27 protein-coding genes and 1 pseudogene are annotated in these 26,200 nt (G+C 70.5%); 13 read left to right on the plus strand and 15 right to left on the minus strand.

All coding sequences use genetic code 11. The features are described from left to right. Positions 1-473: 473 nt before the first annotated feature. From AOM46_RS23120 to AOM46_RS23130, 3 genes are all read right to left on the minus strand, one after another. Positions 474-1,655 (minus strand): helix-turn-helix domain-containing protein, encoded by a 1,182-nt coding sequence (locus AOM46_RS23120; protein ID WP_062214557.1) that lies wholly within the window; start codon positions 1,653-1,655, stop codon positions 474-476. A 65-nt stretch (positions 1,656-1,720) separates the two neighbouring features. Next, a complete protein-coding gene (locus tag AOM46_RS23125) occupies positions 1,721-2,365 on the minus strand; it encodes an HAD family hydrolase (RefSeq protein ID WP_062214559.1) in 645 nt (214 codons plus the stop codon). 9 nt (positions 2,366-2,374) lie between these two features. Beyond that, positions 2,375-3,076: a SpoIIE family protein phosphatase gene (locus tag AOM46_RS23130; RefSeq protein WP_234313929.1), complete on the minus strand. Its 702-nt coding sequence runs from the start codon at positions 3,074-3,076 to the stop codon at positions 2,375-2,377. A 155-nt stretch (positions 3,077-3,231) separates the two neighbouring features. Between AOM46_RS23130 and AOM46_RS23135 the strand changes: the two genes are divergently transcribed. Further along, entirely contained in the window at positions 3,232-3,417 is a 186-nt protein-coding gene (locus AOM46_RS23135; protein ID WP_062214561.1) for a hypothetical protein, read from the plus strand. 437 nt (positions 3,418-3,854) lie between these two features. After that, positions 3,855-4,082 carry a hypothetical protein gene (locus tag AOM46_RS34175; RefSeq protein ID WP_158920567.1) on the plus strand — a complete coding sequence of 76 codons (228 nt, stop codon included), beginning with the start codon at positions 3,855-3,857 and terminating at the stop codon, positions 4,080-4,082. Here AOM46_RS34175 and AOM46_RS23145 read toward each other — a convergent pair. Then, the gene (locus AOM46_RS23145; RefSeq protein ID WP_062214566.1) at positions 4,073-5,242 is read right to left on the minus strand and encodes a methyltransferase domain-containing protein; all 1,170 of its coding nucleotides are present in this window, start codon (positions 5,240-5,242) and stop codon (positions 4,073-4,075) included. The two genes, AOM46_RS34175 and AOM46_RS23145, sit on opposite strands and share 10 nt — an antisense overlap. A gap of 339 nt (positions 5,243-5,581) precedes the next feature. Here AOM46_RS23145 and AOM46_RS23150 point away from each other — a divergent pair, with 339 nt between their 5' ends. Beyond that, entirely contained in the window at positions 5,582-5,971 is a 390-nt protein-coding gene (locus AOM46_RS23150; RefSeq protein WP_062214568.1) for a hypothetical protein, read from the plus strand. A 23-nt stretch (positions 5,972-5,994) separates the two neighbouring features. Here the strand turns inward: AOM46_RS23150 and AOM46_RS34180 are convergent, their stop codons facing one another. The 6 genes and pseudogenes from AOM46_RS34180 to AOM46_RS23175 form a co-directional block, all read right to left on the minus strand. Beyond that, positions 5,995-6,618: a hypothetical protein gene (locus AOM46_RS34180; protein ID WP_158920569.1), complete on the minus strand. Its 624-nt coding sequence runs from the start codon at positions 6,616-6,618 to the stop codon at positions 5,995-5,997. Positions 6,619-6,645: 27 nt separating this feature from the next. Then, a complete protein-coding gene (locus AOM46_RS23155) occupies positions 6,646-6,930 on the minus strand; it encodes a hypothetical protein (RefSeq protein ID WP_062214570.1) in 285 nt (94 codons plus the stop codon). After that, on the minus strand, positions 6,927-7,232 hold the full coding sequence (locus AOM46_RS23160) for a hypothetical protein (protein WP_062214572.1): 306 nt from the start codon (positions 7,230-7,232) through the stop codon (positions 6,927-6,929). The genes AOM46_RS23155 and AOM46_RS23160 overlap by 4 nt, the downstream gene beginning before the upstream one ends. A 9-nt stretch (positions 7,233-7,241) precedes the next feature. After that, a complete protein-coding gene (locus AOM46_RS23165) occupies positions 7,242-7,796 on the minus strand; it encodes a 3'-5' exoribonuclease domain-containing protein (RefSeq protein ID WP_267887820.1) in 555 nt (184 codons plus the stop codon). A 299-nt stretch (positions 7,797-8,095) separates the two neighbouring features. Next, a pseudogene (locus tag AOM46_RS32440) lies at positions 8,096-8,863 on the minus strand (N-acetylmuramoyl-L-alanine amidase); the annotation flags it as partial. Continuing rightward, positions 8,863-9,264: a hypothetical protein gene (locus tag AOM46_RS23175; RefSeq protein ID WP_062214574.1), complete on the minus strand. Its 402-nt coding sequence runs from the start codon at positions 9,262-9,264 to the stop codon at positions 8,863-8,865. The pseudogene AOM46_RS32440 and the gene AOM46_RS23175, both read right to left, overlap by 1 nt. Before the next feature lie 101 nt (positions 9,265-9,365). Here AOM46_RS23175 and AOM46_RS23180 point away from each other — a divergent pair, with 101 nt between their 5' ends. Beyond that, complete coding sequence (locus AOM46_RS23180; protein ID WP_062214576.1) at positions 9,366-9,953, plus strand: hypothetical protein; 588 nt, start codon at positions 9,366-9,368, stop codon at positions 9,951-9,953. Next, on the plus strand, positions 9,950-11,446 hold the full coding sequence (locus tag AOM46_RS23185; RefSeq protein ID WP_062214578.1) for a terminase large subunit domain-containing protein: 1,497 nt from the start codon (positions 9,950-9,952) through the stop codon (positions 11,444-11,446). Before AOM46_RS23180 ends, AOM46_RS23185 begins: the two co-directional genes overlap by 4 nt. On the opposite strand, the gene AOM46_RS23190 is transcribed toward AOM46_RS23185, so the two are convergent. The 5 genes from AOM46_RS23190 to AOM46_RS23210 form a co-directional block, all read right to left on the minus strand. Continuing rightward, on the minus strand, positions 11,443-11,808 hold the full coding sequence (locus tag AOM46_RS23190; RefSeq protein ID WP_062214580.1) for an HK97 gp10 family phage protein: 366 nt from the start codon (positions 11,806-11,808) through the stop codon (positions 11,443-11,445). The genes AOM46_RS23185 and AOM46_RS23190 overlap by 4 nt on opposite strands. A gap of 99 nt (positions 11,809-11,907) precedes the next feature. Beyond that, positions 11,908-12,129, minus strand: coding sequence for a hypothetical protein (locus tag AOM46_RS23195; protein ID WP_062214582.1), 222 nt, complete (start codon positions 12,127-12,129; stop codon positions 11,908-11,910). A gap of 1 nt (position 12,130) precedes the next feature. Further along, positions 12,131-14,386, minus strand: a complete 2,256-nt coding sequence (locus tag AOM46_RS23200; RefSeq protein WP_062214584.1) for a hypothetical protein — start codon at positions 14,384-14,386, stop codon at positions 12,131-12,133. Continuing rightward, positions 14,379-16,235 (minus strand): hypothetical protein, encoded by a 1,857-nt coding sequence (locus AOM46_RS23205; protein ID WP_062214586.1) that lies wholly within the window; start codon positions 16,233-16,235, stop codon positions 14,379-14,381. The genes AOM46_RS23200 and AOM46_RS23205 overlap by 8 nt, the downstream gene beginning before the upstream one ends. After that, positions 16,236-16,553: a hypothetical protein gene (locus AOM46_RS23210; protein ID WP_062214588.1), complete on the minus strand. Its 318-nt coding sequence runs from the start codon at positions 16,551-16,553 to the stop codon at positions 16,236-16,238. It lies immediately after the preceding gene. A gap of 127 nt (positions 16,554-16,680) precedes the next feature. On the opposite strand from AOM46_RS23210, the gene AOM46_RS23215 reads away from it, so the two are divergent. From AOM46_RS23215 to AOM46_RS23250, 8 genes are all read left to right on the plus strand, one after another. After that, the gene (locus AOM46_RS23215) at positions 16,681-18,717 is read left to right on the plus strand and encodes a major capsid protein (protein ID WP_062214591.1); all 2,037 of its coding nucleotides are present in this window, start codon (positions 16,681-16,683) and stop codon (positions 18,715-18,717) included. 25 nt (positions 18,718-18,742) lie between these two features. Beyond that, complete coding sequence (locus AOM46_RS23220) at positions 18,743-19,573, plus strand: hypothetical protein (protein ID WP_062214593.1); 831 nt, start codon at positions 18,743-18,745, stop codon at positions 19,571-19,573. A 131-nt stretch (positions 19,574-19,704) separates the two neighbouring features. Then, positions 19,705-20,823 (plus strand): hypothetical protein, encoded by a 1,119-nt coding sequence (locus tag AOM46_RS23225; protein ID WP_234313930.1) that lies wholly within the window; start codon positions 19,705-19,707, stop codon positions 20,821-20,823. Positions 20,824-20,856: 33 nt separating this feature from the next. Further along, on the plus strand, positions 20,857-21,738 hold the full coding sequence (locus AOM46_RS23230; RefSeq protein WP_062214597.1) for a hypothetical protein: 882 nt from the start codon (positions 20,857-20,859) through the stop codon (positions 21,736-21,738). Then, complete coding sequence (locus AOM46_RS23235) at positions 21,728-22,261, plus strand: hypothetical protein (protein ID WP_158920573.1); 534 nt, start codon at positions 21,728-21,730, stop codon at positions 22,259-22,261. Before AOM46_RS23230 ends, AOM46_RS23235 begins: the two co-directional genes overlap by 11 nt. An 87-nt stretch (positions 22,262-22,348) precedes the next feature. Further along, entirely contained in the window at positions 22,349-22,801 is a 453-nt protein-coding gene (locus tag AOM46_RS23240) for a hypothetical protein (RefSeq protein WP_062214600.1), read from the plus strand. Continuing rightward, positions 22,801-23,280, plus strand: a complete 480-nt coding sequence (locus tag AOM46_RS23245; RefSeq protein WP_062214602.1) for a hypothetical protein — start codon at positions 22,801-22,803, stop codon at positions 23,278-23,280. The genes AOM46_RS23240 and AOM46_RS23245 overlap by 1 nt, the downstream gene beginning before the upstream one ends. Further along, positions 23,281-26,199 (plus strand): phage tail tape measure protein, encoded by a 2,919-nt coding sequence (locus AOM46_RS23250; RefSeq protein WP_062214604.1) that lies wholly within the window; start codon positions 23,281-23,283, stop codon positions 26,197-26,199. Position 26,200: the final 1 nt, after the last annotated feature.

Below are 26,200 nucleotides of genomic sequence, written 5' to 3' on the forward strand. Positions count from 1 at the left end.
TGTGCTCGCGGTCGTGGATCACCGGGGCGCGGTAGCCGCACTGGACCACCGCCCCATCAAATGCGTGCACCTGGATTGCATCCCAGTGGCGGCCCGCAGGGATCACGTGCAGGTCCGGGGCGGTGGGCACCCAGGAGGCGGCATCAGGCGTCATAGCGGCAGCCCCTCGTGACTGGACAACAGCTCCGAGCGCGTCCCGTCGGCAAGAGGGCGCCCTTCGTGCTTCACGCAGCTCACGGTCTGCCACTCGCGACCGCCGACAATCACAGGGCCGGTAGGGGTGAGGGAGCAGTAGACCGCGCCACAGTGCCAGCATGCCTCGCCATGGAGGCGAGCGATGCTGACCCCGTCGGTCTCATCTGGGGTGGTGATGTGCACGCTGTGTCCTATCTGCCGAAGGCGTCGGCAGATGGTTGCGCGCGAACTGGGCCAGATCTGACCCAACGCGGGTCAGTGACCCAGGTTGGGTCAGATCATTCCGCGCCGCACCACTGAGCGAAGCTCGTCAGAGACTCCACGCTGGTCTTGCGGCGCCGGATGAGCGCTGAGATGTCCTCGCGCACCCAGCGGTGCTCGCGCACGTGCTGCGGTGCGAGGCGTTGCGCGACCTTCAGCGCCTCGAAAGCGTGGCCCGGGTGCCCCGCATGAAGTTGGGCTCTGGCCATCTCGATGTAGAAGCCGCTGCGCCGCTCCGCGCACATACTCCGAGGCGGTGCCCATTCGCGGGCGATGGCGAGCGCCTGCCCGAGGCGCGTCCCGCCCAGGGACACCGACAGCGACACCTGGTGGATGCGCACCGAGTCCGGCCCGACGGCAGTCCCGGCGTAGACCCCCTCGCGGACCGTTTCCGCGAGTCGGGTGGCGTGGCTGGTGTGCTCGTCGGCTGCGTCACCGTCGCCCGCGCGCGCTGCGATCACGGCCGCGCGCATATGCAGCGCCGCGCGCGCCGCTACCGCTCCGCTGGTCGTTGGCGCGGGTGCCACGTCGATCGCGCGTTCCAGAGCGCGCTGGCCGGCCGCGTGCGCGCGGCTCGCGAAATACTGCTCAGTGCGAACGTAGGCCACAGTGGCGTGGGTGATCGGATCGTCGGCGACATGGGCCAGCCAGCGCATCGTGTCAATGATCCTGCCCGAGAGGTCCACGGCGCCGTACTTGTAGGCGGCGGCGTCCACGGTGCGGCAGGCCGAGATCGCGATCCGCGCCGCCTCTGCCCTCTCTGCTGGTTGGGCGGCCGCCAGGGCGCGCAGCGCTTCGGCAAGGAGGGCCGGCCCCTCGCGCATGATGCGCGCGTACTGCGCCGCCAGGCGGTACTGCTGCACCTCGTCAACGGCTTCGCGTAGCTCTGGCAGGAAGCGCGTCGGCCCGTCGTCTGGGTCGTCCCAACTGGCCAGGATGGCCCGCAGGTTGGGCATCATGGTGTGTGCTCGCTCTGCCGATGGCAGGTGGTGCTCGCGCAGGCTGGCTGGGTCGATACCGAGCGCGTCTGCGATCGATTGGAGCACGTGGTCGCTGGGCAGGCGGGCGCCGCGCTCGATCTTAGGCAGGGTGCCGCTACCGAGGCCCGCCCGGTCGGCGAGGCGGTCCTGAGTCAGGTTGGCGAGATGCCGGTGGTAGGCGATACGGCGCCCTACCTCGGCGGGGCTGTCTGCGGGCATACTGGCTCCCGTTCGGTACTCAACACCCGAACGGTACCCGGGCGGTGACGCCCGGGTACTTGCTTTCACTCTTCCGTGACGATGGCGGCCAGCTCGTTGAGACTGGTGATAGACCAGTCCGCCGCCTCCCGCACACCAGCATCATCCGCCCACAGGTGCCCCCATGGGCCGCGCCGCAGATGTGCTGTCAACAGGCCCAGGTCGCGCGCCGGGTAGATGTCGTTCTGTGGATGGTCACCGACGTAGAGAACCTCCTCGGCCCGAGCTTCGGCGAGGCTGATCACCCGAACGAAGAACTCTTCTGATGGCTTGGCCGCGCCCCAGTCCCCGGACACGGCAACCGCTTCCGCCGGCAAGTCCAGCGCCCGCAGCAACTCCCCTGCCCGCGACGTCTGGTTGCCGGCCACGATCACCCGCACACCGAGCCCACGCAGCGCGGCCAGGGCCGGACGCACGTCCGGGTACAGGTCGGACTCGTCCAGGCACTCTCCCCGCCCGGCCGCCTCGCGGGCGGCGTACTCGGCCGCCAGGTCCAGGCCCGGGCGCACCAGGCGCAGCGCATCGGCGTTGTCCTGACCGCGTGCCACTACCGAGCCGACGAGCGCTGACAGCGTGTGGCGTGGGACGTCCAGCCAGTCCGCCCAGGCCGCCCAATACCGGTCATCGCGGGTGAGGGTCTCTCCGATGTCGAGGGCGACGCATCTGATCACGGCGCCAGCCTAGGGCCGCAGCAGCACCACGGCGGTCGCGTCGTCTCGGTATCCCTCGCTGTCCTGCTCGGCTGCTGCCACGAGCGCGTCCGCGAGGGCCTGAGGATCATCCGCATACTCGGCTACCAGGCGGGCCATGTCCGGAACCTGGTCCGAGACGCCGTCCGACACCAGCAGCACCAGCCCCACCTCGGCGGGGATCTCCGCCTCTCGGCAGGTCGCCGCAGACGCCTGCGCCAGGCCGAGCCGCGCCCACTCATCATGATGCTCAACCAGATCCACCGCGACGCCGCCGTGCCGCCGCAGGTACTGGCCCATGGTCTGGTCCGTGGACCACTGCGTCTGCTCGCCGGTCCATCCGTAGATGCGGCAGTCCCCGATCCAATGCACCCCAGTCGGTTCCCCTGGCACGGCGCGGGCGTAGACCGCAGAGGCGTGCACATAGTGGTCGTACGCCTCAGCCATCTGACCGGCCGTCATCAGACCGGCCAGCCCGCCCAGCGTCATGCCGATCTGGGTGATCACCGGAGCGGCGCACTGCACGTACTGGACGGTGTCGGGGTGATGCCCGGCCCCGTCGACCACCGCCGCGGTGACCTCTCCACCACGGCGCTGCACGTGCGTGCCGTCCGCGCACGGCGGCTCGGTCCCCGGCCGCTGCGCCGTCCGCACCGCGATCGCTCCCACCGGCTGCTGCTCGGCCTCAGGCACGTCTACTCTCCCCTGCTCGCACGCTGGCCCCCTACCGTCGCCAGAGATACTCGGCGCCCCGCAGGCACTCCGGTGCTCCCCCGATCAGCCCTGCCCGCCTGGCCCCACCCGGCGCGGGGACGCACGCTCGACGTGTGCCCTCACCGAGGATCGTCGTGTACCCGCCCACACCCGGCGGCGGGCGGCGCGTGCGCGCCGATGGGCAGGCCATCGGCCTCGCACGTTCCGCCCGCGAGCTGCTCGAATTCCTCCGGCGCGCCGGCCTCGACCCGGACCTGATCGACCTGCGCGATCCGACCCTGATCGAGTGGCGCGGCGGCGGCCCCGACACCTGGGAGTGAGCCCCGGGCCGCAACGGCGCCCCACCGCCCCAGTCAGGCTGGGAGGGCCGAGACGCGTTCCCGGAGCGCCCGCACGTCCGGTAGGTCAGCGCTCCCAGCCATCTGCCCGGCCAGATCCCGCAGCGGCCCGGCCGGCGGGCCCTCGTCGAACACGACGGCCCGCGGGATCTGTGGGACGAGCGGCTGCCCCTCACCGCGGGCTGGCTCGCCGCCGGCCGCCCCCACCCGGCGGACTACACTCTCACCGTCGTTGCGGGCATCCACACCCTCCGGCGAGAAGGGGCACGGCCGGCGGCGTGGTCTGTCTAAGCCTCGTGGCGCCTGGCTGCTTGAATGCCGGGGTGAGCCACGGAAACGGCGACCGCGCACCGCAGACCAGCCCTCCTGATGCCGTGCGCGCCCGACCGTGGGGCCCCGACGACGGGTCAGAGCCCCGTGTGCACGTCTATCCGGCCAGATCACAGCCCGTGATGTGGGTACGCGCCGGCGGACAGTGGCTACGCGGTCGGGTCATGGCCCGTCAGGACTGGGCCGGGGCTGGCCCGGTGTACCAGATCGCGGTCCCCACCCCCAGCCTGAGCTATCGCATCGTCTCCTACCGGTGGCCCCAGCCCGGACTGGTCGCCGAGACACCGCCCGCGCGCGATACCGAGGATCAGCGCTGAGACGCCGCAGGCAAGAGCCGATCGGGGGTGTCCAGCCAGACCCGCGCCGCGCCCCCCGGCCGGCGGTCGACCCCGAACCGGTCCACCCCCGGAGCACCCACACCGATCCACCAGCGCCACGCCGCGCCGACCTCGTCCCACAGGCGGCGCGCACCGGCCTGTCGAACCGTCATCGTCCCGCCGGTGGCCACCTCCACCACCGCCGTGCTGCCGCCGTCCTCCGCATACAGCCACAGCTGGGCGTGCACGCCGGGGGTGTCGTCTGCGGTGTCCCAGGCGTGCCACACCCCAGCGGTCAGCAGCCCGATCGCGAACTGAGCCTCGTAGTCCTCGCCAGCCACGACCCATGGAGACAGAGAGGTCACCTCGGCGGGCACCGCCGACAGGTCAGAAGCGTCCGCCATCACCCCGGGCCCGTGGCCCACACGACGCATCGGCATATAGGACCCGCCCGCAACCCAGCGACCCCGCAGCGCCCCGCCCGCCTCCATGTCGGCAACCAGCGTGCCGTAGGTGCACCACGCGGTATCCCACGGCGCGACGATCCGCCCGCCCTCCGCCAACTGCGACGCCCACTCCGCAGGGATCCCCCGCACCGAGCACGTGGCGATGATCCGGTCATACGGCGAGCCCGCCGCCCAGCCCTCCACACCATCCCCCCGCACCACCAGCGGGCGCAGCCCAACAGCCTCCAGCGTCGCGCGGGCACGCTCCACCAGGTCGCGGTCCAACTCGACGCTGACGACCTGGGAGTCACCCAGGTACGCGGACAGCAGCCCCGCGTGCCACCCCGTCCCCGTGCCGATCTCCAACACCCTCCCGCCAGGCGGCACATCCGCCAGATCGAGCATGGCGATCACTGTGCCAGGCGCAGACGCCGACGACATCGGCCGCACGCCTCCGCCCAGCTCAGCCTTCACCTGCACCACCACCGGAACATCCCCCCAGGCCGCCTCCTGCCACCGGGCAGGCTCCAACTCCCGGTCACACACCCGATAGCCGCCCAGCCCATCCCGCAGCCACACCCGCGCCGGCAGGAACCGATCGCGAGGCACAGCACGCATCGCGGCCAGCCACTCCGGCGACACAGGCCGACCCAAGCGGGCGGCGATCTGCCCGGTGAGCTGATCCAGCAGCGGCGTGCTGGCGACCGCAGTCACGACCCGCCCTCGGGCTGATCAGCCGTGTCATCCCGCTGCGGCGGGGGCGGGTCCTCGGGGAGCGGCGGCGGGATCGGCCGCCCCGGCTGGTGCCCGTCATCACTGATCGGCGACCGATGTTTCCGCTCCGGCACCTGCATCGTCTAACCTCCCCACACCTCGGTGATTGTCACCTGACGCACCGTAAGGGCGCGCGAGGGGCGCGCGAAAGGGCGCACGCCGGCAGACCTCAGAACTCCCCGTGCCGACGCGTTTTGCCAGACTGTCGAACCGGTCCACGCACAGCCGCCGTGCGCGCTACGCTCCCGTTCGTCACCCAACTGGTCGGAGGAGGATCCCTTGAGCCGGTACGCATACCGCTGCGGCGCCTGCCAGGCCCGAGACCCATGGCGCCGCTCCCGCTGGGACGCCTGGGCCGACCAGGACACCCACCGCGCCAACCACCACGGCGGCATGACACCTGATGGGGACACCATCCTCGTCTACCAGGAGGGCCCCACCACCGGTCAACTCCTCACCGGCATCGTCACCGGCATCGGCCGCGTGCTGGGCGCGATAGCCGACGCGTGGCGCCGCTCCCCACTCATCCGCGCGATCCGCGTCGAGCTGGGCCGCACCAGGTGGTGGAAGCCCACCATCATCGGCCTACGCCTCGCGTTCTTCGCCTGGGTGATCCTGCTGCTCCTCAAACCGGAGTGGGGGGCGATTCCGCTCGGGTTGGTGCTATAGCCAACCACGTCCCCTGGCAGCTCTTACCATGAATTTCGCTGTTCGCGCTCCGCGCGTTCCAGCTCTCGCTGATCCCACAGGAATGTCTCCCAGGCATCACATGCATTGACGAACCCTTCATTCCGATCCGGAAGTGAATCTTCCCTCCTAAGCGCTCCAAGGCACTCCACTGCATGAGCGGCAACGTCAGAAAGAACCGACGAGGGGTCGATCTGTACTTGGCCGTAGTTCGAGTACGCAGTCCCAAGGTGACGCCAGTTACGGAGCAGTTCAATGGCCTTCGCCAGGGTGGCGCGCGCTGATTCATCTCGAACAGTTAGTACCGACACTTCCAAGGGCGCCAGAATCTCCATGAGTTCACGCTCCCAGGAATCCTCTGCTGCTCTGAGGCGTTCCTGCTCCTCGAGTGACCGATTGCGGCGAGAGATCCTGGAGCCCGGCACGTCGCGCACGTGGCGCAGGACTCGTCCGATGCCATCGGCCAGGGCCGCCAGAATGGCATCTTGCTGCTCACGGACACGTTCGTCTTTGGCCGCCAGGAGTGCTCTCCCATGTACCCGGTACGCAAAGTACGCCGTAATAGCCGAACCCGATAGAGCAGAGCCCGCAGCGATCAGGCCGCTGGTGATGGTGGAATCTAAGGCCATGCCACTAGTCTGGTGCAACAGCCGCCGTCAGGCCATGAACAGCGCGACGACCGCGACCACAGCTCCGGCCACACCCGTCACTCCGCCGATGACCGGCAACGGCCACCGCCGCGCCTCCAACCCCGCTACCCTCGCCCCCAACGAGTCCAACTCCTCCCGCAGCGCGGCCACGTCCTGGTCCGCACGTTTAGAGCGCTCCACCAGTACAGCAACGTCCGTGTGCACCTCACCCATGCGAGTCAGCAGCGAGGCGAGCTGCGCACGCACCTGGTCCAGGCTGTCCGACAGCATCCGCACCTCCGCGTCCGTCACCGGTCCGCCCCTGCGCGGGAGTTGGCCAGCGCCACATCCAGCGAGCGGCCGGCCGGGGCCGGGTACTGGGGCGGCCGGGCCCAGCCCAGCAGCACGCCGGCCACGCGCCGCAGCTGCGGGTGCTGCGCGCGGCCAGCCCACTCCTCCACCCCGCGCAGCCCGGTGTAGTAGGCGGCGGACAGGGCGGTGCCCACCGCAGCAGTCACCTCGGCCTCGTCCAGATCCAGACCGACCCGGGCGGCCAGCGTGAGGACCAGGCCGGCCACCATCGGCACCACCGTGCGGGCGATCGACACCAGCATCTCTACCTCCTAAGCAGACCGGCCGCGTTCGGCGAGCCAGCGCCGCACGATCTGGTTGTGACGGGCGTCCGCGAGCGCATGATGCTCGCTCTCCTGCTGCGCTGGCAGAGCGCCGACCGGCAACCCGAGTCGGGACCGCTCCTGCTGGATGTCGTGAGTGAACATCGGCACCCCTTCGGGCAGCGCGACCATGGGGCCCCAGAGCTGGGCGAGGCAGACATGGTCGTAGGCGCCGTAGTTCGCCCACAGCTCGACCTCCGGCCCTGCGGCCAGGATGAAGTCGGCGACGGCGCGGGCGATCTGCGCACGAGGCCGAACTGCCGGGTCGTCGAGGTCGAGACGATCTACTCCGCGCACGCCGGGCGGGTTCTGTACGACGGGGAGATGCGGCCACACGTTCCCCCGCAACCACGGGTGCCCCCGCACGGCCGCCTGGTCGAACTCGGCGTTCACGGCGTAGAGTTCGCGGCCGTCGTCAGCCACCATGCCGATCGAGATCAGCTCGATGGTGCGCCCGTCCTCCAGGAACTCCAGGTCGTAGTCGATGGCGGTCACAGCGGCCACGCCAGCAGGCTGGCGGTCAGCTCGTCGATCGGCACCGGGGAGTCCCCGTTGACCAGCACCTCCGCGACCAACCGGTTGTCGTCGGAGCCGGGCAGGTGGCCCTGCCAGTGGTGCGCCGCGTGGAGCCGGCCGCCGTCGTGCACCGGGGAGGAGATCGGCCAAGACTTGGCGCGGGCCCAGACGCCATCCTTCTTCGCGTTGCGCGCGACGCGGAGCTGGATCTCCTGGCCGCGGCCCAATCCCCCGGCGCGCACCGCGAAGTCGAGGCTGAACAGGCGCTCGCCCTTCAGGAGGGTCTGCTCCCGGTCACGGTCGGACCAGCCCTTCCCTGGCGTCCAGACGCGATCCCAGGTGATCGTGTACCACTCACCGGGGCGCAGGGTGACGCCGGACGTCCGCTCGAAGTAGGTGTGCATGGGGGTCTCCTCTGGGGGCGAGCCTCCTGGGCTCCAGTCGGCGGGATGCTTCAGGCGCTCGGCCACGCGTCGGCGGATGTCGCCCATGGAGACGCCGGGACCGCGCGGGTCGATCTTCCCCGGCTGCCATTCCAGATGGCCGATCACGGAGGTGTCTCCGTCCTTGCCCCAGTCGTGTGCGCGCAGCAGCGCGGCCGAGGCCCGGACAATCGCCTCCACCTGTTCGGCCGGCCAAGGGTCCTTGTTGTCACCGAGGTTGACGCACTCGAATCCGTAGAAGTGCTTGTTCCCGTCGGTGTCGGCCTTCTGGTCGGGAGGCAGTTTGCCTTCGGCGATCACCGCGTCCAGCACGGCGCGGTCGCCGCTGCCGGCGTGGTTCGCCCGGCCGTGCCCGACCAGATAGACCGTGCCGTCCTTGGCGATGACGCCGTGACAGAGCGGCCCCGGCAGGGAGGAGTGCCCGTTGTAGCAGAGGTCGACCGAGCTGGCGGTGCCCGAGGTGACCGTGTGGTGGACCATGACGCCGTGCACCGGCCCCCAGGATCCGGCGTGGTTCCGGTTGTGGGTGCGCCAACTCTTGTGCTCTGCGACCCTGACGCCCTCGGCGCGTAGCGCGGCCACCAGTCGGTCAGCGGACAGCGGTGTGGCCATCAGGCACTCTCGCTGGGTGCTGGCCACGTGGCGCCGGCCGGCGTCACCGTTCCGCTGTAACGCCGCGACGCTGTCATGGGAGCCGTGGGGTGTGCTTCCAGCACGGCGGCGAGCATGGCGTCGGCCATGGCCTGTAGGACTGCGTGGTTGAGGGCACGCGAGCCGTAGCGCACGCGCACGACCCCGTCACGGTCATGGAGCGGCCCGTCGAAGGGTGCGTCGATTTCGATCTCGACCAAGGGGTCGTCCATTGGTGCACCGTCCACGCGGAGGTAGTAGATCGCGCGCTGGGCATCCTCCGGCACGGCATCGGTATCGGTCGTACGGAGTTGCGGTGCAGCGCAGACACCTCCGCAGCAGACCTGCGGCGTGGCGAGGTTCAGAGTCCGGTCGTCCGTCATGTGCTGCTCCGGTCGGTCGAGGGGGTGGCTGGTGAGGGAAGCGTTTCCACGTCAACGGGCCATAATGGAAAAGAATTTCCGCTACCTGGAAGTAGGTTACTGTGGCCGATCACCACCCAGGCGAACAGCAACCCCGCGACGAGGCCCACGAGTTCGAGCCGTGGCAGCAGCGCCCCGACGAGGAGGCCGCCGAGCACGAGCTGTTCATGAGGTTCTGCGGGTTGCTCGATGACCGCCTGGACCGAGTCGCCGACGCCCTGGGTGAGCCCCTCAACCGCATCGCGCCCCTGTACGATCGGCATGCCTGGGCGCCCCGCCGTGACGCCTACTGGGACCACCGCACCCAGCGCGCTGCCGACTCCCGGGTACGGCAACTCACCGCCCTGTCGGAGCAGATGGTGGCGCTGGCCGCCGTCGCCATCGCCAAGGCAACCAGGGCGACCCACACGCTGGATGCGGACATGCTCACGCCGCTGGACATCTCCCGCCTGTCCGCGTCCGCGTCCCGCCTAGCCGAGTCCGCCGCCACCCTCACCGGCATCCGCTCGGTCGTCTCCACCCTCAACCCGGCCGAGGAGGGCGTCACCAACGACGAGATCGCGGCCCGCATCGATCAGCTCCTGGAGCGCGCCGACGGGGACCGTATCGCCGACCTGGAGCGCCTGGTCACCGGCGGCCGGCCGTCGTGAGCACGCCGGCCGTCTCGGACCGCATCCGGGACATGCTCGCCCTCAACGCCCCGCACCTGACGGCCGCGCGCCTCGAACCGTCCTGGGAGCTGCGGGACCACACGCGACTCATCGGCGAGGCCCTGGCCACAGCCGCCAGCACTCCTGGGGCGCGGGTCGCGATCTCCTGCCCCCCACAGGTCGGCAAGAGCCAACTCTCCGCAATTTGGGCGCCGTTCTGGATGCTCGCCCGCTCCCCAGGGCGGCGCATCATCACCACCAGCTACGGCACCGACCTCGCCACCCGCAACGGCCGCGCCGTCCGCGCCCTGGTCCGCGACTACGGCGCCCGGTACGGGCTGGAGTTGGAGCACGGCACCGCATCCGCAGCCGAGTGGTACACCCCCCAAGGCGGCGGCGTGAAGAGCGCGGGCGTCGGCGCTGGCATCACCGGCTTCCCGGCCGACGTACTGCTCGTCGACGACGTATACAAGAACCGGGCAGAAGCCGAATCCCCCGCGACGCGCGAAGCGGTCTGGGAGTGGCTGTCCGGCTCGGCACTCACCCGGCTCGCCCCCCACGCCCCGGTCGTCATGATCGGCACCCTGTGGACCCCCGACGACCCGATGCTGCGCCTCATCGACCGCGAGGGCCGCATCGAGGACGGCGGACGATGGCGCGTCATCACCCTCCCGGCCTTGGCCGACCGCGAACTCACCCCACACGGCGACCCGCTGGGGCGGGCGGACGGTGAACCGCTGCCCCACCCGATGATCCCCGAGGGGGACGTTGAGGCGCTGCGCGCCCACTGGGCCGACAAGCAGACATCGGTGCTGCCCAGGGACTGGGAGTCGCTGTACCAGTGCAACCCGAGCCCGCGTGAGGGCGCGTTGGTCTCGTGGGACGTGATTGAGGCGGCGACCGTCGCGCCGTCCGCCGTCCCCCATGCCGTGCGCACCATCGTGACCGTCGACCCGGCCGGCGGCGGAGAGGACGAGGTCGGCATCACCGTAGCGATCCTCGGGGCAGACGACTGCTGCTACATCGTCGCGGACGCCTCCGGCGCCATGCCGGTGACGGAGTGGCCCGACCGCGTCTGCGACCAGGCAGAGGAGTACCAGGCCGACAGGATCGTGCTGGAGACCAACTACGGCGGCCAGTTGACCGTGCAGCCGATCCGCGTGGCATGGCAGGCGCGGGAGCGCACGTGCATGATGCCGGCCATCCACACCGTCACCGCCAAGCGCGGCAAAATCCTGCGGGCCGAACCGATCGCCCAGCAGATGGCCATGGGGCGATTCCGGATCGTGCGCGGTCTGACGAAGTTGGCGCGGCAGTGGGCCTCGTACCGGCCTGGGCAGCCCAGCCCCGGTCGGCTCGATGCCAGCGTGTATGCCGCGATCGACCTGCTGCGCCCGCCAGCCGGGCACCTGGTGAGGCAGTCCGGGCCGCGCCGTATCGAGCAGATCGTGCGGCCCCCGTCCCCGGACCAGCGCCGCATCCCCGGTCGCTAAGAGGAGCGGCGGCGCACCGGGTAGGGCTGGGCCCGCTCCAGCGCCTCGACCAGCCACGGCTGGCCGGCCGCGCCCCGCACCCGGCGCACGAACCTGGGGTACGGCGGCGGCAACGGCCCCAACGCCTTCCCCGGCTTCGCGCGGATAGGGCCGCGGCCTTCGTGCACGTAGATCGCGTACGGTGCCGAGTTCCACACCCGCCCGACGATAACGGGCCCTGAGTCGTCAACGTCCATGTGGTGGGAGCGCTGCAACTCCCCCCGGCCACTGCCCGGGGTGGTGCGCTCCGCTTCGGCGAGCACGTCGGCGGTGAGCTGGCGGACGTGGTCGGCGACGATGCGCCGCAGCTCGGCGTCATTCATGCGGGTCAGTCTCGCCACAACAGGCCGCCAATCGGTCTCGTGTAGGGGGAGGGTTGGGTGCCCACGGCACGGGGGGAGGTGGTGGGCACCCAACCCGGTCTACTCGGGCTGCACGTCCTCGGCGCGCAGCGCCTCACCGCCATACAGGGTGGCGGCCTGCTGCGCTTCGGACTCGGTCGCGTAGTACGACATCGCGCCGCCGCTGGCTGCGCGGTGGATCCACGGCAACCGGCCCTTACGGGACGCCATTCGCGCCGGCCGTCCGCCGGCCACCGTGGTGGTGGTGCGGGTCTTGCGCGCCCCGCCGCAGCAACCTGCCATGTCAGTTCCCCTTCTTCCGGGCCTTGTACTCGGACAGCAGGCGGCACGCCATCATGCGCACCCCCACGTGCTCGACCGCGTCCGACCGGCAGATCGACTCCGCTGCCCGCACAGCCGCGCTGCGCGCCTGCGGCGACGACGTACCGGCCTCCGTAAGCCAGTCCGCCAGCACCTGTAGCGGGCGCGGCAGGTCCACACCGGGCAGCACATGAGCGGCGGTCACGCTCCCATCGGCCAGGGCCTCCCGTGCGGCCGCCGCCAGCTCGGCCGGCACACCGTCAGGAAGGGGCGGCCCGTCCTGCTCGGCCGGTTCGGTGCGCGCCGGCTCCCCGCCGCCGTTGTCGCTCTCAGGTGCCGGTGGTGCGTCGGCGCTGGATACGGCGGTGGCGATGATGCGGCGCAGCGTCTCGGCAGCCGCGCCCATCTGCTCCGCCAGCTCCCGCAGGACGTCGACACTGCCGGCGCCGCCAGCTGCGGCGGCCAGCGACGCGGCCAACTCCCATGAGCCCGACTTCGACCGCTGCGGGAAACCGGGGCGCGGGACGGCCGTGACCGCGACCAGCTCCATCGGAGCGCCCAACTGCGTTTCCGACCAGTGTCCGGAGACCGGCATCAGCCGCAGCCGCGTCATCCGGTCCGCGTCACGCAGCACCTCGGGCAGGACCGCTCCGGCCATCCAGATCCCGGTGTCGTCCTCGCCGACGATGACCGCGGCAGCAGTCGCCAGTGGGTTGTCGTAGTGCGCGACCTGGTCGGCGAGATCGCCGTCAGCGGTGCCGTGCCCGATGTCGGTGGTCAGCGCCCCAGGGTGCAGCTGGCTGCCGTCGTCGAGCGTGAGGATCACGTTGCCAGCGTGGAAGTAGCCGTAGGAGCCGCCCTTGGGCACGTGGATCGCCTCGCCGTTGGGGGCGTACCCGGCGTGCACCATGGGGCGGCCGTCCACATCCAGCCAGGGGGCGACGTAGCCCGACACCCGGCCCTCCGGCGACACCAGCGGGCCGTCCTCACCGGCCGGGGGCTGGAACCACTCGGCCGGCGGACGCCACTCGGGCGCTGCTTCGATCGCCTGACCCAGCGCGGACGCGGCGAGGGAGCGGCGTCGCGCGGACTCCGCGATGCGCAGTGCGTCATCCCGCGCGGCAGCCAGGGCCTTCATCAGGTGCTCGCTCGTCTCCGGCGCGGCGATGATGGCGGCCCGCAGCGCAGCAGCGACGGCCTCCTCGCGCTGCCACGGGGAGATGATCTCCTCGTCCCCCCACTCGGCAGCAGCGCGCACGTACAGGGAGTCCAGCACCTCGCGTAGCTGCGCGGCCTCCTCGTCGGCCAGGCCGAGTTCGCCGCCCTGCACCAGGTCGGCAGCTGCGGCGACCGCGTCCCACACCAGCACCAGCTGGCCGTCGACGATGTCCGCGACGGGCAGCAGCCAGTCGGCAGGCGGTCCGTCGGTACGCCACAGGTAGGCGCGCGCCAGCTGGTCCTCTTCCAGCTCCCCATCGTCGGTGGCCCATTCCTGGAGCCGGGACAGTGCCTCGTCCGGCTCCCATGGGGTGTCTCGTGGCGCCCATGGCGCCTCCAGGTCGGCGGTCACCGCCGCCGTGACCTTCGGTTGGGTAGCAGCGGTCACGCTGTCCTCCTGAGTGATGAGATACATGTCGCAGCGGCAGCGGAGCACCTCGTCGGCCGGACCCGACGGGTCGCCCGGGTACTGGAGACTGGCGCTGCCGATACGGAACGGGGTGTCGATGGGGACGGTCTGTCCGGACGCGGCCCGGTGGGAGCGGCGGGTGCGGTCATCGCCGCGGGACCGCCACCGTTTGCGGGTCCCGCCGGGTGCGGTGTCGGCCGCGGCCTGCATGGCAGTGACCTGGGCCTCGTGGCTGCCGATCAGCGCTGCGCGGGACCGCCATGGCAGGGCGTCCCCGTCTGAGCCGGCCCAGTCGGGGGAGAGCACGGCGTCACCATGCTGGGCGTGGGCGGCCCGCACATCGGCCGGCACCGTGGATGCCGCCAGCCGGTCCACCATGCCGCCGACGAACCGGGCGACCGTGTCATCGTCCGGGGCTGTTGCGGCAGCTGCGAGGTAGAAGCGGCGGGAGACCGGGGCAACGATCCGCTCCACCAGGCCGCGCCACGCCCCTGTTGCGGGCCACGCGACGGCAGCCGTCACGCGGGCCTGACCGAGCCATTCCGTGATGGCCTCCTCGACCGCGCCAGTCAGCTCGTCCTCGCCGACCGGCTGCACCCGCTGTTCAGGCATCAGTCGGCTCCAGCAGCGCCTCGTTGTCGCGCATCGCGGACTCCTCGGCGACGCGCGACAGGGTGTCGGCCAGCAGGTCACGCGAGTGGGGTATCTGGTTGTCGATGAGGTAGTCCACATAGGACGACACCAGCGGTACGACTCCGGGGAGTGTGTCCTCCCACACCGTGTACGCGCCCTTCAGCATCCGGTCCTTCATGGCTGCGGTCACCGGCAGGTGCGCGTGCATCTGGATGATGGGTACCTCACGCAGCTCCGGTCGTACCGAGCGGGAGTGCGCGCGCCACAGGCGGTTGTTAGCACGCTCCAGTACCCGGATGACAGCGGCCTCGACGCCGGTGAGCAATGCCTCGGCGGGGTCGGGGGGCATGATCGGCGGGTCCATAGACAGCAGGTTGGCGGTTGCGCTAGGAGCTGCGGGGCGCTGTGGGCGGCCTGGAGTAGTGGGCGGCTCGGCAGCTTCCTGAGTGTCCGTGCTCTGGTCTGTGGAGTTGCCCTCGCCGCTGCCGGGCTGGTCCTGCGCGGCGTCGGTGGGGCGCGTATCGGTGTAGCCAGAGACGTCGTAGCCGAGGACAGGCAGCAGGTAGGGGGCCTGACTGGGGGCGTTGCGCACGACGTCTTCGATCAGATTCTGTAGGCGCTCGTCCGCAGACGGTAGGTCCTGCTCACTGAATCCCTCGTAGCGGGCCCACGCCTCGTTGGACAGCAGGCCGTTCTGTCGGGCGCTGCGCGCGGCTTGGGAGCGGTCAGGGGGCACGATGAGGTCGGTCAGGTCAGGCCGTACAGCTACGCGGGGGAGCGTGATGCCGCGGCGTTTCAGCTCGGGCCGCAGGATTCCGATGGTGGCGGCGTGAGTGATCAGGTCTGCCTCGGGCTCGACCATCGTCGTGACGGCCTGGTCCACGATTTCGAACGCGTTCCAGTGGTTGCTGCCTCCCAGGCCGAGAACGATCTCCGGTGGCAGAGACATCGACATGGCCATGCGGCGCAGCCCCTGCTCCAGGTGCTCAGTGAGTTTGCCGTCCAGCTCGGAGGCCATGGTGATCCAGCGGATGCCGGCGATGTCCTCGCGTGCGCCAACCAGGGTGAACGGGACGACGGATGAGGCCAGCCCGCGGTCGGTCATGGGCTGGACCATCGCCTCCTCCAGTGCGGTGATCACGTCTGGTGGGCGAACGGGGTTGGGCTGCCCCTCGGAGGTGGGTACGGGGGTCGATAGCCCGTCGGGTAGGCCGAGGATTCCATTGCCGGCGAGGCGGGACTCGTTGACGGCGATGGAGCGGGCTGTCAGCGCGATGATCTGCCGCAGTAGCGGCTCCATCGCCAGCACCTGGGAGTGGGCGCGCCAGCCGTGCTCGGGGTCGGGGTGCCACAGGCGGACCATGCGGTCGGCGTGGATCGGAGCCCATGAGGCGGCGTCGGTCTGGTACTCCAGGCCGGCGACGCCCGTGCGCAGTTCAGAGGGGCAGGCCACCGCCCACGCAGTGTCCCGGCTGTCGTTGTAGGGGAACAGGAAAGTTTCGCCCGCGACCTTGAGGTGGGTGACGATGCGGCGGAGGATCTCGCCTTGGGCGGCGCCGTCGCCGAACACCTCGTCCACGATCGCGGTGACGTTGGGGTCGGTGACGCGTTCGTAGTCTCCGTCGGTCTGTCGTAGCGCGACGTAGAGCCGGGCGCGGGATACCGCGTTGGCCAGCCACTCGATTCCCGATTGAAGTTCGGGGACTAGGCGGTACAGATCCCACGGGGCGCCGGCCACGGTGCGGGTGGGGAGGTAGCCGGCGACGCCACGTGGGTCGACGGTGGCTGCGGCGACGATGCGACGTCGGGGCGTCCTGACTACTCCCACTCAGCGCTCCAGGATGCCGTTGGTTTGGTCGGTGTAGTCGCTGGCTAGCTGGGCGATCGCGAGGGTTGTCACGGGGTAGAGCCACCAACTCCAGCTCATGTGGTGGTGGACATAGGCGGTGACGGCGGCAGAGAACCAGATGCCGGTGCACCAGTGGCACATGAGGAGAGCGGTGGCCCAGCGTGCCGCCGCTGCGTGGGGGGCGCGCGCTTTGAGGGCGTGGCGCAGCGGGGCCGTGATGATGTCTCTCACGGCCAGCCGATTGAGGCGCGCGAGGGCGAGGACGGCGAGCGCCCCTACTGCGAAGTCAAATACCACTCGGTCATGGTACCTAGGCACCTTAGACATTTGGATAAACGCATGGGTAGCCTGTTGATGTCTGCTGACTGGTGACTCTGGGCCGGGCGACGAGGAATCGCCCTTCTATGTCCAGAGGTAGACCGAAATGAACCTCGAAGAAATCCTCGCGCAACTCCGCGAGATCGACTCCAACCTCACCGCCGAGGAGCAGACCCAGGCCCGCCGACACCTCCTCGACGAGGTCTTCGCCTCCACCAGCATCGACCTCGCCGCCATGAGCGCAGCCGTGCGCGAGAAGGGCGGAGCGGTCGACCCGACCAACGCCGACATCAGCGAAGAAGCCCTCGCCGAGTTCGGCCTGCTGTCCGAGGTGTCCGACGCGGTCAACACCCGCATCGCCGCCATCGAGGAGCAGCGCGCGAAGGAGCAGCGCGCCGCCCACGCCGCAAAGCTCGCGGAGAAGATCGCCGCTACGAAGGCGCTCGACGCCGCCCCCGCTGGCGGGGGTGGCGGGGGCGGCGGCGCCCCGGTCACCGCCTCCGGCGGCAGCCGCGGCCCGTCCGCCGGCGGCCCCGCCCGCCGCGAGCACGTCATCATGGTCGCCGCCTCGGACCTCCCGAATCACTTCTCCGGGCAGACCATCGCTGACGGCCGCGCCCTGACCGCCGCCGCGATCGCCCGCGCCCGGTCCCTGGCCCGCTCCGGCTCCGGCCAGCGCGTCCCCCTGGTCTCCCTCCAGCGGCAGGCTCCCGACACGCACCTCGTCACTGACGAGATCCGCGACTGGGAGCGCCTGAACACCGCCGCCGACGAGTCCCGCCTCCCCGGCGGCTCCCTGGCTGCCTCCATGCTCAAGCGGCAGTCCCTGACCGCCTCGACGCCGATCCCCGGCGGCCCGTTCGGCGGCTACGCCTGGTGCGCGCCGATGGAGCTGCGCGAGGAGTACTGCCCGGTTGACGGGTCGTTGGACGCGATGCTCGACATCCCGACGCTGGTCACCACCCGCGGCGGCGTCATGTTTCCCCGCACCCCCGACTTCAGCGCCCTGTACGAGCCGTTTTGTTTCTCGGACGACGACGTGCAGCTGGGCTACGACCTCCAGAAGCCGTGTGTCAGCCTGCCGTGCCCGGATGGCTGGGACGAGTTCAAGTTGGAGGGCTGCTCCTTCTGCCTGGAGACCGGGATCCTGCAGGCGCGGATCGAGCCGCTGACGGTGCAACGCGCCATCACCGAGCTGACGATCGCGCACCAGCGGCACGCCAACCGGATGCGCATCCAGTCGATCGTCGACCAGATCGGCGGCATGTCCGGCGGCCACACCGACCTGACCGAGTGGGGCAACCACGGTCCGGGCCTCATCGAGAGCCTGCTGTCGTTCGTGGAGTTGCAGGCTGAGCACATCCGCACCCGCCGCCGCCTGGCGCTCAACACGACGTTGGAGGCCATCTTCCCGCGCTTCGCGCTGGGCGTGCTGCGCGCTGACCTGTCCAAGAAGAACGCGATCGCGGGCCGCTGGGCCGCCAGCGAGCAGGACGTCATCAACTACCTGCTCACCAGGGGTATTCGCCCGCAGTTCGTGTGGGACTGGCAGGACGAAGAGCTGTCCTCCGACGCCACGCCCACCCAGTGGCCGGACCAGATGTCGTTCGTCATCTACCAGGCCGGCGCATTCGTGGCGATCACCGGCCCGAGCGTCCAGATCGAGATGGTTCACGACAAGGCCCTGTTGCAGGCCAACCGCGAGATCAGGCTGTTTTCTGAGGACACCACCACCATCGCCTACCGGTGCGGCGCCGCCAAGAGTTACACCGTGCCGCTGTGCCCCACCGGCGTCTCCGGCGGCCAGGAGGTCATCACCTGCTCCCCGGGTGGCGGGGACGGCGGCGGCGAGGGCCAGGCTCAGGCGCAGACGACTGTCATCAACGAGCTGGTCGCCGCGCTCCAGCAGATGCTAGCCACTGCCCAGTCGCCGCAGCTCGCTGCCGTTGGCGCTCCCGTGGCGGCGGCCGGGGCCGGCCAGGGCGCCGCTGCCCCGCAGCAGGCCGCCGTCGCCGAGCCTCTGCTGGAGGCCGCCGTGGCTACGCCGGTCGCGTCGGCCGGAGCCAGCGTCACCGCGCCCAGCACCGCGGCGCAGAACGGGGCCGGCTCTAGGGGCTCGCGGTCAAGCAAGGGCTCCAAGTAGCCCTCCTCAACCCTGAGGAGGGGACATGACGACTCCCGTGGACTACATGGTCCGCCACCAGGTCGCCGCCCCGCCTGCAGCTCCTCGCCTCTACGGCCTCCTCTCGGTGGCCGTAGAGGCCGAGGAGTCCGGCACGGTGGCCGAAGAGGGCGAGGGGTCAGGCGCGGATGCCCCCGCGCCGTGGGAGCGGGGCGTTGAGTATTACAGCCCGCTCTGCAACATGGAGACCGGATCGCTGGAGGGCTGGTGCCCCACCGGCGACAGGGTTCTGTCGCCGTTTCGTCCGGTGCGGGTCGAGGGTGCGCCGGTCACGGTCACGTCCGGATCGGTGTGCGTCGCGCCGACATTCGACGCTGAACAGGCTGCGCGGGAACAGCTGGAGCGCGGCGAGGAATACCGGATCGAGCAGGAGTGGTGGGATCGTGCCATCGCTCAGGCGCCGATGGTCGCGCCCGGCCCGATGCCGCTGGACTGTGCCATCGGCCGCCTGGAGGGCATGGCAACGCGGGTGTACGGCGGGCAGCCCGTGTTGCACGTCCCGCGCCAGCTGCTGCCACAGCTGTTCCGACACAACCTGGCGCAGCGCACCACAGACGGCGCGCAGTTGGAGACGCCCTGGGGCACGCCCATCGCCGCTGGCGCCGGCTACGCCCTCGACACCGTCGATGCCGAGGACACCCTGGTCCTGCTGACCGGCCAGGTCACGGTCTGGCGCACCTCCCCCATCGCCACCGGGCATTTCGAGGCCCGCAGCAACGAGCGCATCGGTGAGGCCGATCGCATCTACGTCGTCACGGCTGACTGCCTCGCGCTGAGCGCGGCCGTCCCGAACTGCCCTGGAGGGGGTGTCCTGTGAGTACCTGCATCACTCCTGCCCGGTGGGAGGTCGTGCGCATCACCCGGGTCGATGTGTGTGGCCGGCCCGTGTATGGGCCGTGCAACGCCGTCATCAGTAGGTGTATCGCGACGATCACCGACAGCCCGCAGGTGACGGAGGCCGAGCCGCGTACACAGACCGGGTTCGACGGTCAGGCGTGCTGGACCGAGCCCGGCTGCGACCGGGTGGACTACCACTCCCTGGGCATCAACTGGTCCCAGATCAGCCTCGATGGGTTCAACTTCATGAACCCATCGGCACGCATCAGCCGGAACTCCTCGGGCGAGGCGATAGGCCGGTTCGAGTCGAATGTCATCGACTGCTCGGCCGGGTACGCGGTCGAGGTGTGGGCGTCGGCTGGCGGCACGAACGACATGTGCGCTGCTGGCGACGGCGGCGAGGGGCAGTGGTACTACCGGGTTTACCCGTGGGTGACTGGTGGCACGCCGGGCGAGATCACCATGGGCGGCGCCGACGAAGTCGCTTTCCCGTTCACCGGCCGCACCAAGCGGGGCACGCAATGGGGCCGTGGCCCGTACCAGATCACGTTGCAGGACGGCGTGCCGGCTGGCCTGCCCGACCCGTTCGACCCCGACCTGGACGAGCCGTACTGGGAGGGCATCGTCACCCTCCCCCCGCCGGAGGCGGACTGCGACTGCGCCGATGTCGACCGGCCCATCCCCGAGCCGGCCACCCTGGTCATCTCCGGCCGGCCCGAGGAGTCCCCGCGCCTGACCGTCGACTTGTGGGCGGACAACGCTGGCCTTGGCCCGGTGTTGGTGGACTGGGGTGATGGCTCCCCCGTGGTCGAGGTCGCCGAGCTGACCACGGTCTCGCACCGCTACTCGGACGACTCCTACGGCTCCCCCGGCGGGGCCGCCGTCATCCGCGTCTGTGATGCGCAGGACCCGGTGGTGTGCGCTCAGCGGGAGATTCCGCTGCCGCTCCCGCCGGATGAGCCGGAGATCGCGCTGGGGGATGCCGGCACGCCGGAGGAGCCCAACAGGGTCACCGCCACGGTGGTGTTGCCGCCGCAGGCTGAGGGTGAGGTCGTCATCAACTGGGGTGACCGGCAGACCACGGAGATCGTGGCGGACCCGGCGACGCTGGTGGTGGAGGCGCAGCACGTCTACCGCTACCCGGGCCGCTACCGGGTGTGCGCGACCAGGGCGGAGCGCACCTCGTTCCGTGGCTGCCAGGTCGCGCAGGTCCCCATCACCGGCAGCTGACCAGCGGATCGAACCGAGAGGAGGTGGGGCCGGATGCCAGCCGTGGGTGACATGTGTGACTGCCTGCCGTGGCCGATCGACCCGACGTGCTGCCCGACGTGGCCGGAGACGTGGGAGGAGATCTCCGGCCCCACCCCTCCCGACCGCGGCCTCACCTCGGAGGAGGTCGCGGCGTTGCGGGCCCGCGCGATCGCCTCGGAGCGGCTGCGGACGCTGACCGCCTGGCGGTGGGGGCTGTGCGAGGACCTGGTGAGGCCGTGTGGCCCGCCGCAGTGCCAGACGCGTGGCTACCCGGCGAACGTGTACGGGGCCGGGTACGGGGTGCTCAACCCGGCGCTGTCCGCAGGGCGCATGTACAACTCGGGGTGCTGCGCCTGCTCGTCGTGTGAGCCGTGCTGCACCGTCTACCTGCCGGGCCCGGTGCACGACGTGCTGCACGTGCGGATCGACGGGCGTGAGTTGGAGCGCGGCGTTGAGTGGGACGTGAACGGCGAGGGCGGCATCTACTTGATGGACGGCTGCTGGCCGCACGGGCAGGATCTGCGGCGCCCCTGCGGCGCCCCGGGCACGTGGTGCGTTCGCTACCTGCGTGGCATCGACCCGGCATCCAGTTGGGACGCGATCCGCGCCGTCTCGGCGCTGGCGTGCCATCTGTTTCAGGACGCGTGCGGTGTCGACTGCGGGCCGCCCCGGGATGCGACGAGCGTGCGGCGCGGTGATGTTGAGTGGGAGCGGGCTCCGTCGACGCGGGACACCGGCGTGGCTGCGGCTGACGAGTGGCTGGACATCGTGAACCCGCTGCGCACCCTCCAGGTGCCGCGCGTGTACGACCCCGGTGCGCCGCGGTGGCGGTTCCGCGGCCATTCCGAATGCCGCCGGGCCGTGACTGTGGGGGGTGTGGCTGGTGGCGGGTGACGAGCGGGCTGAGGAGATGGTGCACGACCTGATCGCCTGCCTGTGCGCCCAACTGGCCGAGGCCGGGCGGGCGGTCTGCTGCTGCCAGTGGATCACCCACGAGCGGCGCCTCCTGCCCGATGGGTGCGACTGTGAGTGCCCGGGTGGGCAGGGCGTGGGGTGGGTGCGGATCATCGAGCGCCGCTACCGCCCGTCGGAGGCGCCCCGGTCGCGTGGGTTCGACGGCGGGGTGTGCGGGCCGGCGTCGTGGGGTGAGGAGTGGCTGATGGAGGCCGGTGTCGCGCGCTGCTGGCCCACCCGCAAGGAGGGGCTGGGGTGCGATGAGGCGTCGGAGCTGTCGGCTGACCTGGCGTGGGATCAGGATCTGCTGATGCAGGCGCTGGTGTGCTGCGAGCCGCTGGCCCGCTACGGGATTACGCCGGTCGTCGCCCGGACGCTGGGTCCGCAGGGCGGCTGCGTGGCCGGCGTGCTGGAGTTCACCGCTCGGCCCGCTCCCCGTTACCCCTACTCGTCTGTAAAGTAGGGGTGCGCTCTGCCGTGCCCAGGGTCCCCGGCGGATGTACCAAGCGGCCCACCCATTCCGGTAGTTGAGGAAAGGGGGGCGCCGGTCATGAGCGCTCCAGATGCACCCGTCATCGAGATCGACACAGCCACCCTCGCCAAGCCCGTCGGGCGTCCTGCGCACGTGCGGATCGGCGGCGAGGTGTTCATCGCCCGCTGCCCTAAGGACGCCGTGCTGGCACGGATGGCCGACACGGCCACCAACCGGCGCATGGACCTGGTCGCCGGCTACACCGCCGCCATCTTCGGCAGCGAGGCGGGTGAGCGCATCGGCGAGATGCTGGTCGACCCGGATGTCGAGGACGTGACGCTGGCGACCCTCATGGAGCTGGTGCGCTACCTGCTGTCCGACGAGAACGGCCCCCAGTGGTCGAAGGCGCTCGAAGAGTCGTTCAAGGCGTTGGGGTCCGGGCCGAAGCCGCGCACTGTCCGCACCGCGCCGACGAAGAAGGCGCCGGCGAAGAGGGCCGCCACCAAGAGGGCACCGGCCAGGCGGCGTTGATGCTGTTCGGACTGCAACTGCCGATCGTGGTGGACGCGGACCTGGACGGCGATCCCATCCGCATCATCATGGACCAGCCCGACGGCCCCACCGCCTGCCTGTGGGCCCTCGTCGACGACTGGTCTCCTCTCATGCCCGGGGCGCTGCCCGACGGCCAGCGCCGCTACTGGGAGGATCGGCTCGCTGACCCTGACGACCAGCTCGACCGGCCCGCGCTGCGCCCTCTCGCGTTCGCGTTGGCGCGCCGGGTGTATGGGGTGGCGTGGTGGACGGCGCACCGCATCCTCCAGGAGGCGGCCGAGGCGCGGCTGGCGTACGAGATGTGGTGCGTGAACCACGGATTCGATGCCGCCAGCCAGCCGGCGCACCGGATCGTCGCCTCGGCCGCAGCGTGGGCGGCATCGACATGGTCGGAGGAGGCGCAGGCCGCGTCGTGGTCTCAGCGGGTCTCCATGCCGCCGCCTGGGGTGGTGGCGTAGATGACGCTGGGCACAGCCGAGGTCGAGGTAGAGGCCGACACCCGCAACTTCTGGACCAGGTTCCAGGAGGAGGCTCGGCGGCAGCCTGCCGTCAAGGTCAAGGTCACACTGGACAAGAAGTCCCTCAGCGATTCCCTGAAGAGCGTTGACGCCGAGGTCGAGGTGCGGGCCGCGACCGCCCGCATGGTGCGGGAGATCGAGGATGCTCTCGGGCGCGTTCGAGTACCCGACATCACCGTCCCGGTCACCGCTGACATAGACCAGGCGCAGGCCCAGTTGAGGTCTCTGACCGTGCCGGACCTGACAGCGCAGGTTGGGGCCGACGCCGAGATCGAGGTACGTGCCGCGACCGACCGCATGGTGCGGGAGGTCGAGGAGGCGCTGCGCCGCGTCTCAGTGCCCGACATCGTCATCCCGGTCACGGCCGATGTCGACCGCGCTCAGGCGCAGTTGCGCTCGCTCACCCCGCCGGACCTGACGGTGCCGGTCACGATCGACGCCGACGATGCGCTCCAGCAGCTGCGGGACGAAATCGACGCCATCACCGGCACCATCACGATCGGCCCCGGTGGCGGGGGCGGGGGGGATGGCGACCCGGGCGGCGCTGGCCGGCGCGCCGGGGGCGGCATGCTCGCCGGGATGACGGCGGCGCTCCGCTCCGCCGGGCCCGCCGCGCTGGCCGCTGTCGGCGCCCTGTACGCCGCTGCTCTGATCGCCGCGTTCAACGCCGGGTTCCAGGGGCTGCTGGAAGAGCAGCAGATCGCGGGGATGCTGCAGGCGCAGCTCGGAGTCACCGCTGACGAGGCACATCAGGCAGGCACCGTGGCGGGCGACCTGTACGCCCGCGGCGTCGCGGACAGCGTGGAGGAGGGCAGCCAGGCCGTCCAGGCCGCGGTCCGCGCAGGGTTCGCCGGGGCTGGCGACATCCCTGAGCTGACGGAGATCTCCACGCAACTGTCAGACGTCGCGCGGCTGATGGAGGAGGACGTCGGCCAGACGGCGCGCGCCGTCGGCCAGATGGTGCGCACGGGCCTGGTGGATAACGCCACCGAGGGCCTGGACCTGTTGACGCGCGGCGTGCAGGGCGGCGCGAACGCAGCCGAGGATCTCCTCGACACATTCACTGAGTACTCCACGCAGTTCCGGCAGTTGGGGCTGACGGGCGAGGAGGCGCTGGGGCTGATCCAGCAGGGCCTGGCCGGCGGCGCCCGCGACGCGGACACCGTCGCCGATGCCCTCAAAGAATTTTCGATCGAAGCCGCGCAGGGCGGCGAGCGTGTCGTGGACGCGTTCGAGGACCTGGGGCTGAACGCCGACCAGCTGTCGGACGCATTCGCCGCCGGGGGATCGGACGCGCGGGCCGCGCTGGACGAGGTGTTCGACACGCTCCAGGCGATCGAGGATCCGCTGGAACGCAACCAGCTCGCGATCGGGTTGTTCGGCACCAAAGCAGAGGATTTGGGCCAGGCGTGGGAAAGCCTCGATCTGAACAGCGCGGCCGGCGAGTTGGACAACGTCGCCGGGGCCGCAGACCGCGCCGGGGATGCACTGCGGGACAACATGGGCACCCGGTTGCAGCGCGTCGGCCGCGAGTTCCAGCAGGCCATGACCGGCCTGTTCACCGGTGATTTCAGCCAGTTCGGGGACCTGCGAGACGCGGTCGAGGACGTGCTACCGGACTTGCGCGATGTCGGCGTGCGCCTGATCGGCAACATCGAGTCCGGCATCTCCGCAGCCCTACCGCGCATCCCGGGCATCGTCTACCGGATCGGTCAGCGGATCGGCGACTCGATCGGCGACTGGGGGCCGCTCGTCCTCAAAGGGCTGGGGTTCCTGGTCGCGCTGCCGGCGCTGCTGGCGGGGCTGGTGCTGACCGGGCTGGCGGGCGCGTTCGTCAGTATCGGGCGGCAGTTGCTGCCATACCTACAGTCGGCGTGGCAGGCCGTCTCCGACTTCTTCACCAGCACGGTGCCCGCTTTCTTCTCGGATCTCGGCGGGCTGATCTCCGACGCGTTCGGCGCCGCGTGGCAGGCGACGGCGGAATTTCTGACGGAGACCGTGCCGGAGATGTTCCTCGGCCTCCTCCAATGGTTCTTGGACCTGCCAGCGCTGATCGCGATGGGCCTCGGCGCGCTGGCCGGACTGCTGGTGCTGGCGTTCGTCACCGCGATCGAGGCTGTTGTCGATTTCCTGACCGACGATGCAGGACCCGCGATCGGCGAGTTCTTCGTCAACCTCCCTGGTCAGGCGGCTGATGGGCTGGCGTCGCTGGGCTCCACACTGTGGGACGCGATGGGCGCCGCGTTCGAGTACGTGGCATCGCGCATTCCGGGAGCGCTTGAGGCGAGTCTCCAGTTTCTCCGCGATTTCCCGGGCAACGCGGTCTCCGCGTTGGGGGATCTCGGGCGCCTCCTGGGCGACGTGATGTCGTCCGCGCTCGACACTGCCGGGGACTGGGTGGAGGAGGGACTGGCGAGCATAGTCGGTTTCTTCGAGGGGTTGCGGGGTCAGATCGAGTCCGCGCTCTCGTCGTTCGGGTCGTCGGTGTGGGACGGGCTGAAATCGCTCCTCAACGAGGGCATCCGGCTCGTGAACTCGGCCATCGACGGGTTCAACAAGTTCTCCCCCGTCAACGTGAGCAAAATTCCCGAGCTGGCCAACGGAGCGATCGTGTATGGCGACACGATCGCCCGCATCGGAGAGGCCGGCCCTGAGGTCGTCATCCCCCTCACCAGGCCGGCGCGCGCCGCTCAACTCGCGCAGCAGTCCGGGCTGATCGACCTGCTGATCCAGCGTGGTGCGCTCCAGGCGCCGCAGCAGACGACGCAGTACCACACGTGGAACGTGACCTCCCCGGCCGCAGACAGCCGGGTGGTCGCCACGCAGGTGCATCGCATGTTCGTGACGGCAGGGGTGTGAC

It is taken from the genome of Streptomyces sp. NBRC 109706 (assembly GCF_000974485.1).
Classification (GTDB): domain Bacteria; phylum Actinomycetota; class Actinomycetes; order Streptomycetales; family Streptomycetaceae; genus Streptomyces.

Coding starts and splice junctions, on each gene's coding strand:
- AOM46_RS23245 (WP_062214602.1), top strand. CDS start 22,801: ATGCTGTTCGGACTGCAACTGCCGATCGTGGTGGACGCGGACCTGGAC.
- AOM46_RS34180 (WP_158920569.1), bottom strand. CDS start 6,618: ATGGCCTTAGATTCCACCATCACCAGCGGCCTGATCGCTGCGGGCTCT.
- AOM46_RS23160 (WP_062214572.1), bottom strand. CDS start 7,232: ATGCTGGTGTCGATCGCCCGCACGGTGGTGCCGATGGTGGCCGGCCTG.
- AOM46_RS23175 (WP_062214574.1), bottom strand. CDS start 9,264: ATGACGGACGACCGGACTCTGAACCTCGCCACGCCGCAGGTCTGCTGC.
- AOM46_RS23195 (WP_062214582.1), bottom strand. CDS start 12,129: ATGGCAGGTTGCTGCGGCGGGGCGCGCAAGACCCGCACCACCACCACG.
- AOM46_RS23190 (WP_062214580.1), bottom strand. CDS start 11,808: ATGAATGACGCCGAGCTGCGGCGCATCGTCGCCGACCACGTCCGCCAG.
- AOM46_RS23215 (WP_062214591.1), top strand. CDS start 16,681: ATGAACCTCGAAGAAATCCTCGCGCAACTCCGCGAGATCGACTCCAAC.
- AOM46_RS23250 (WP_062214604.1), top strand. CDS start 23,281: ATGACGCTGGGCACAGCCGAGGTCGAGGTAGAGGCCGACACCCGCAAC.
- AOM46_RS23230 (WP_062214597.1), top strand. CDS start 20,857: ATGCCAGCCGTGGGTGACATGTGTGACTGCCTGCCGTGGCCGATCGAC.
- AOM46_RS23200 (WP_062214584.1), bottom strand. CDS start 14,386: ATGCCTGAACAGCGGGTGCAGCCGGTCGGCGAGGACGAGCTGACTGGC.
- AOM46_RS23240 (WP_062214600.1), top strand. CDS start 22,349: ATGAGCGCTCCAGATGCACCCGTCATCGAGATCGACACAGCCACCCTC.
- AOM46_RS23220 (WP_062214593.1), top strand. CDS start 18,743: ATGACGACTCCCGTGGACTACATGGTCCGCCACCAGGTCGCCGCCCCG.
- AOM46_RS23120 (WP_062214557.1), bottom strand. CDS start 1,655: ATGCCCGCAGACAGCCCCGCCGAGGTAGGGCGCCGTATCGCCTACCAC.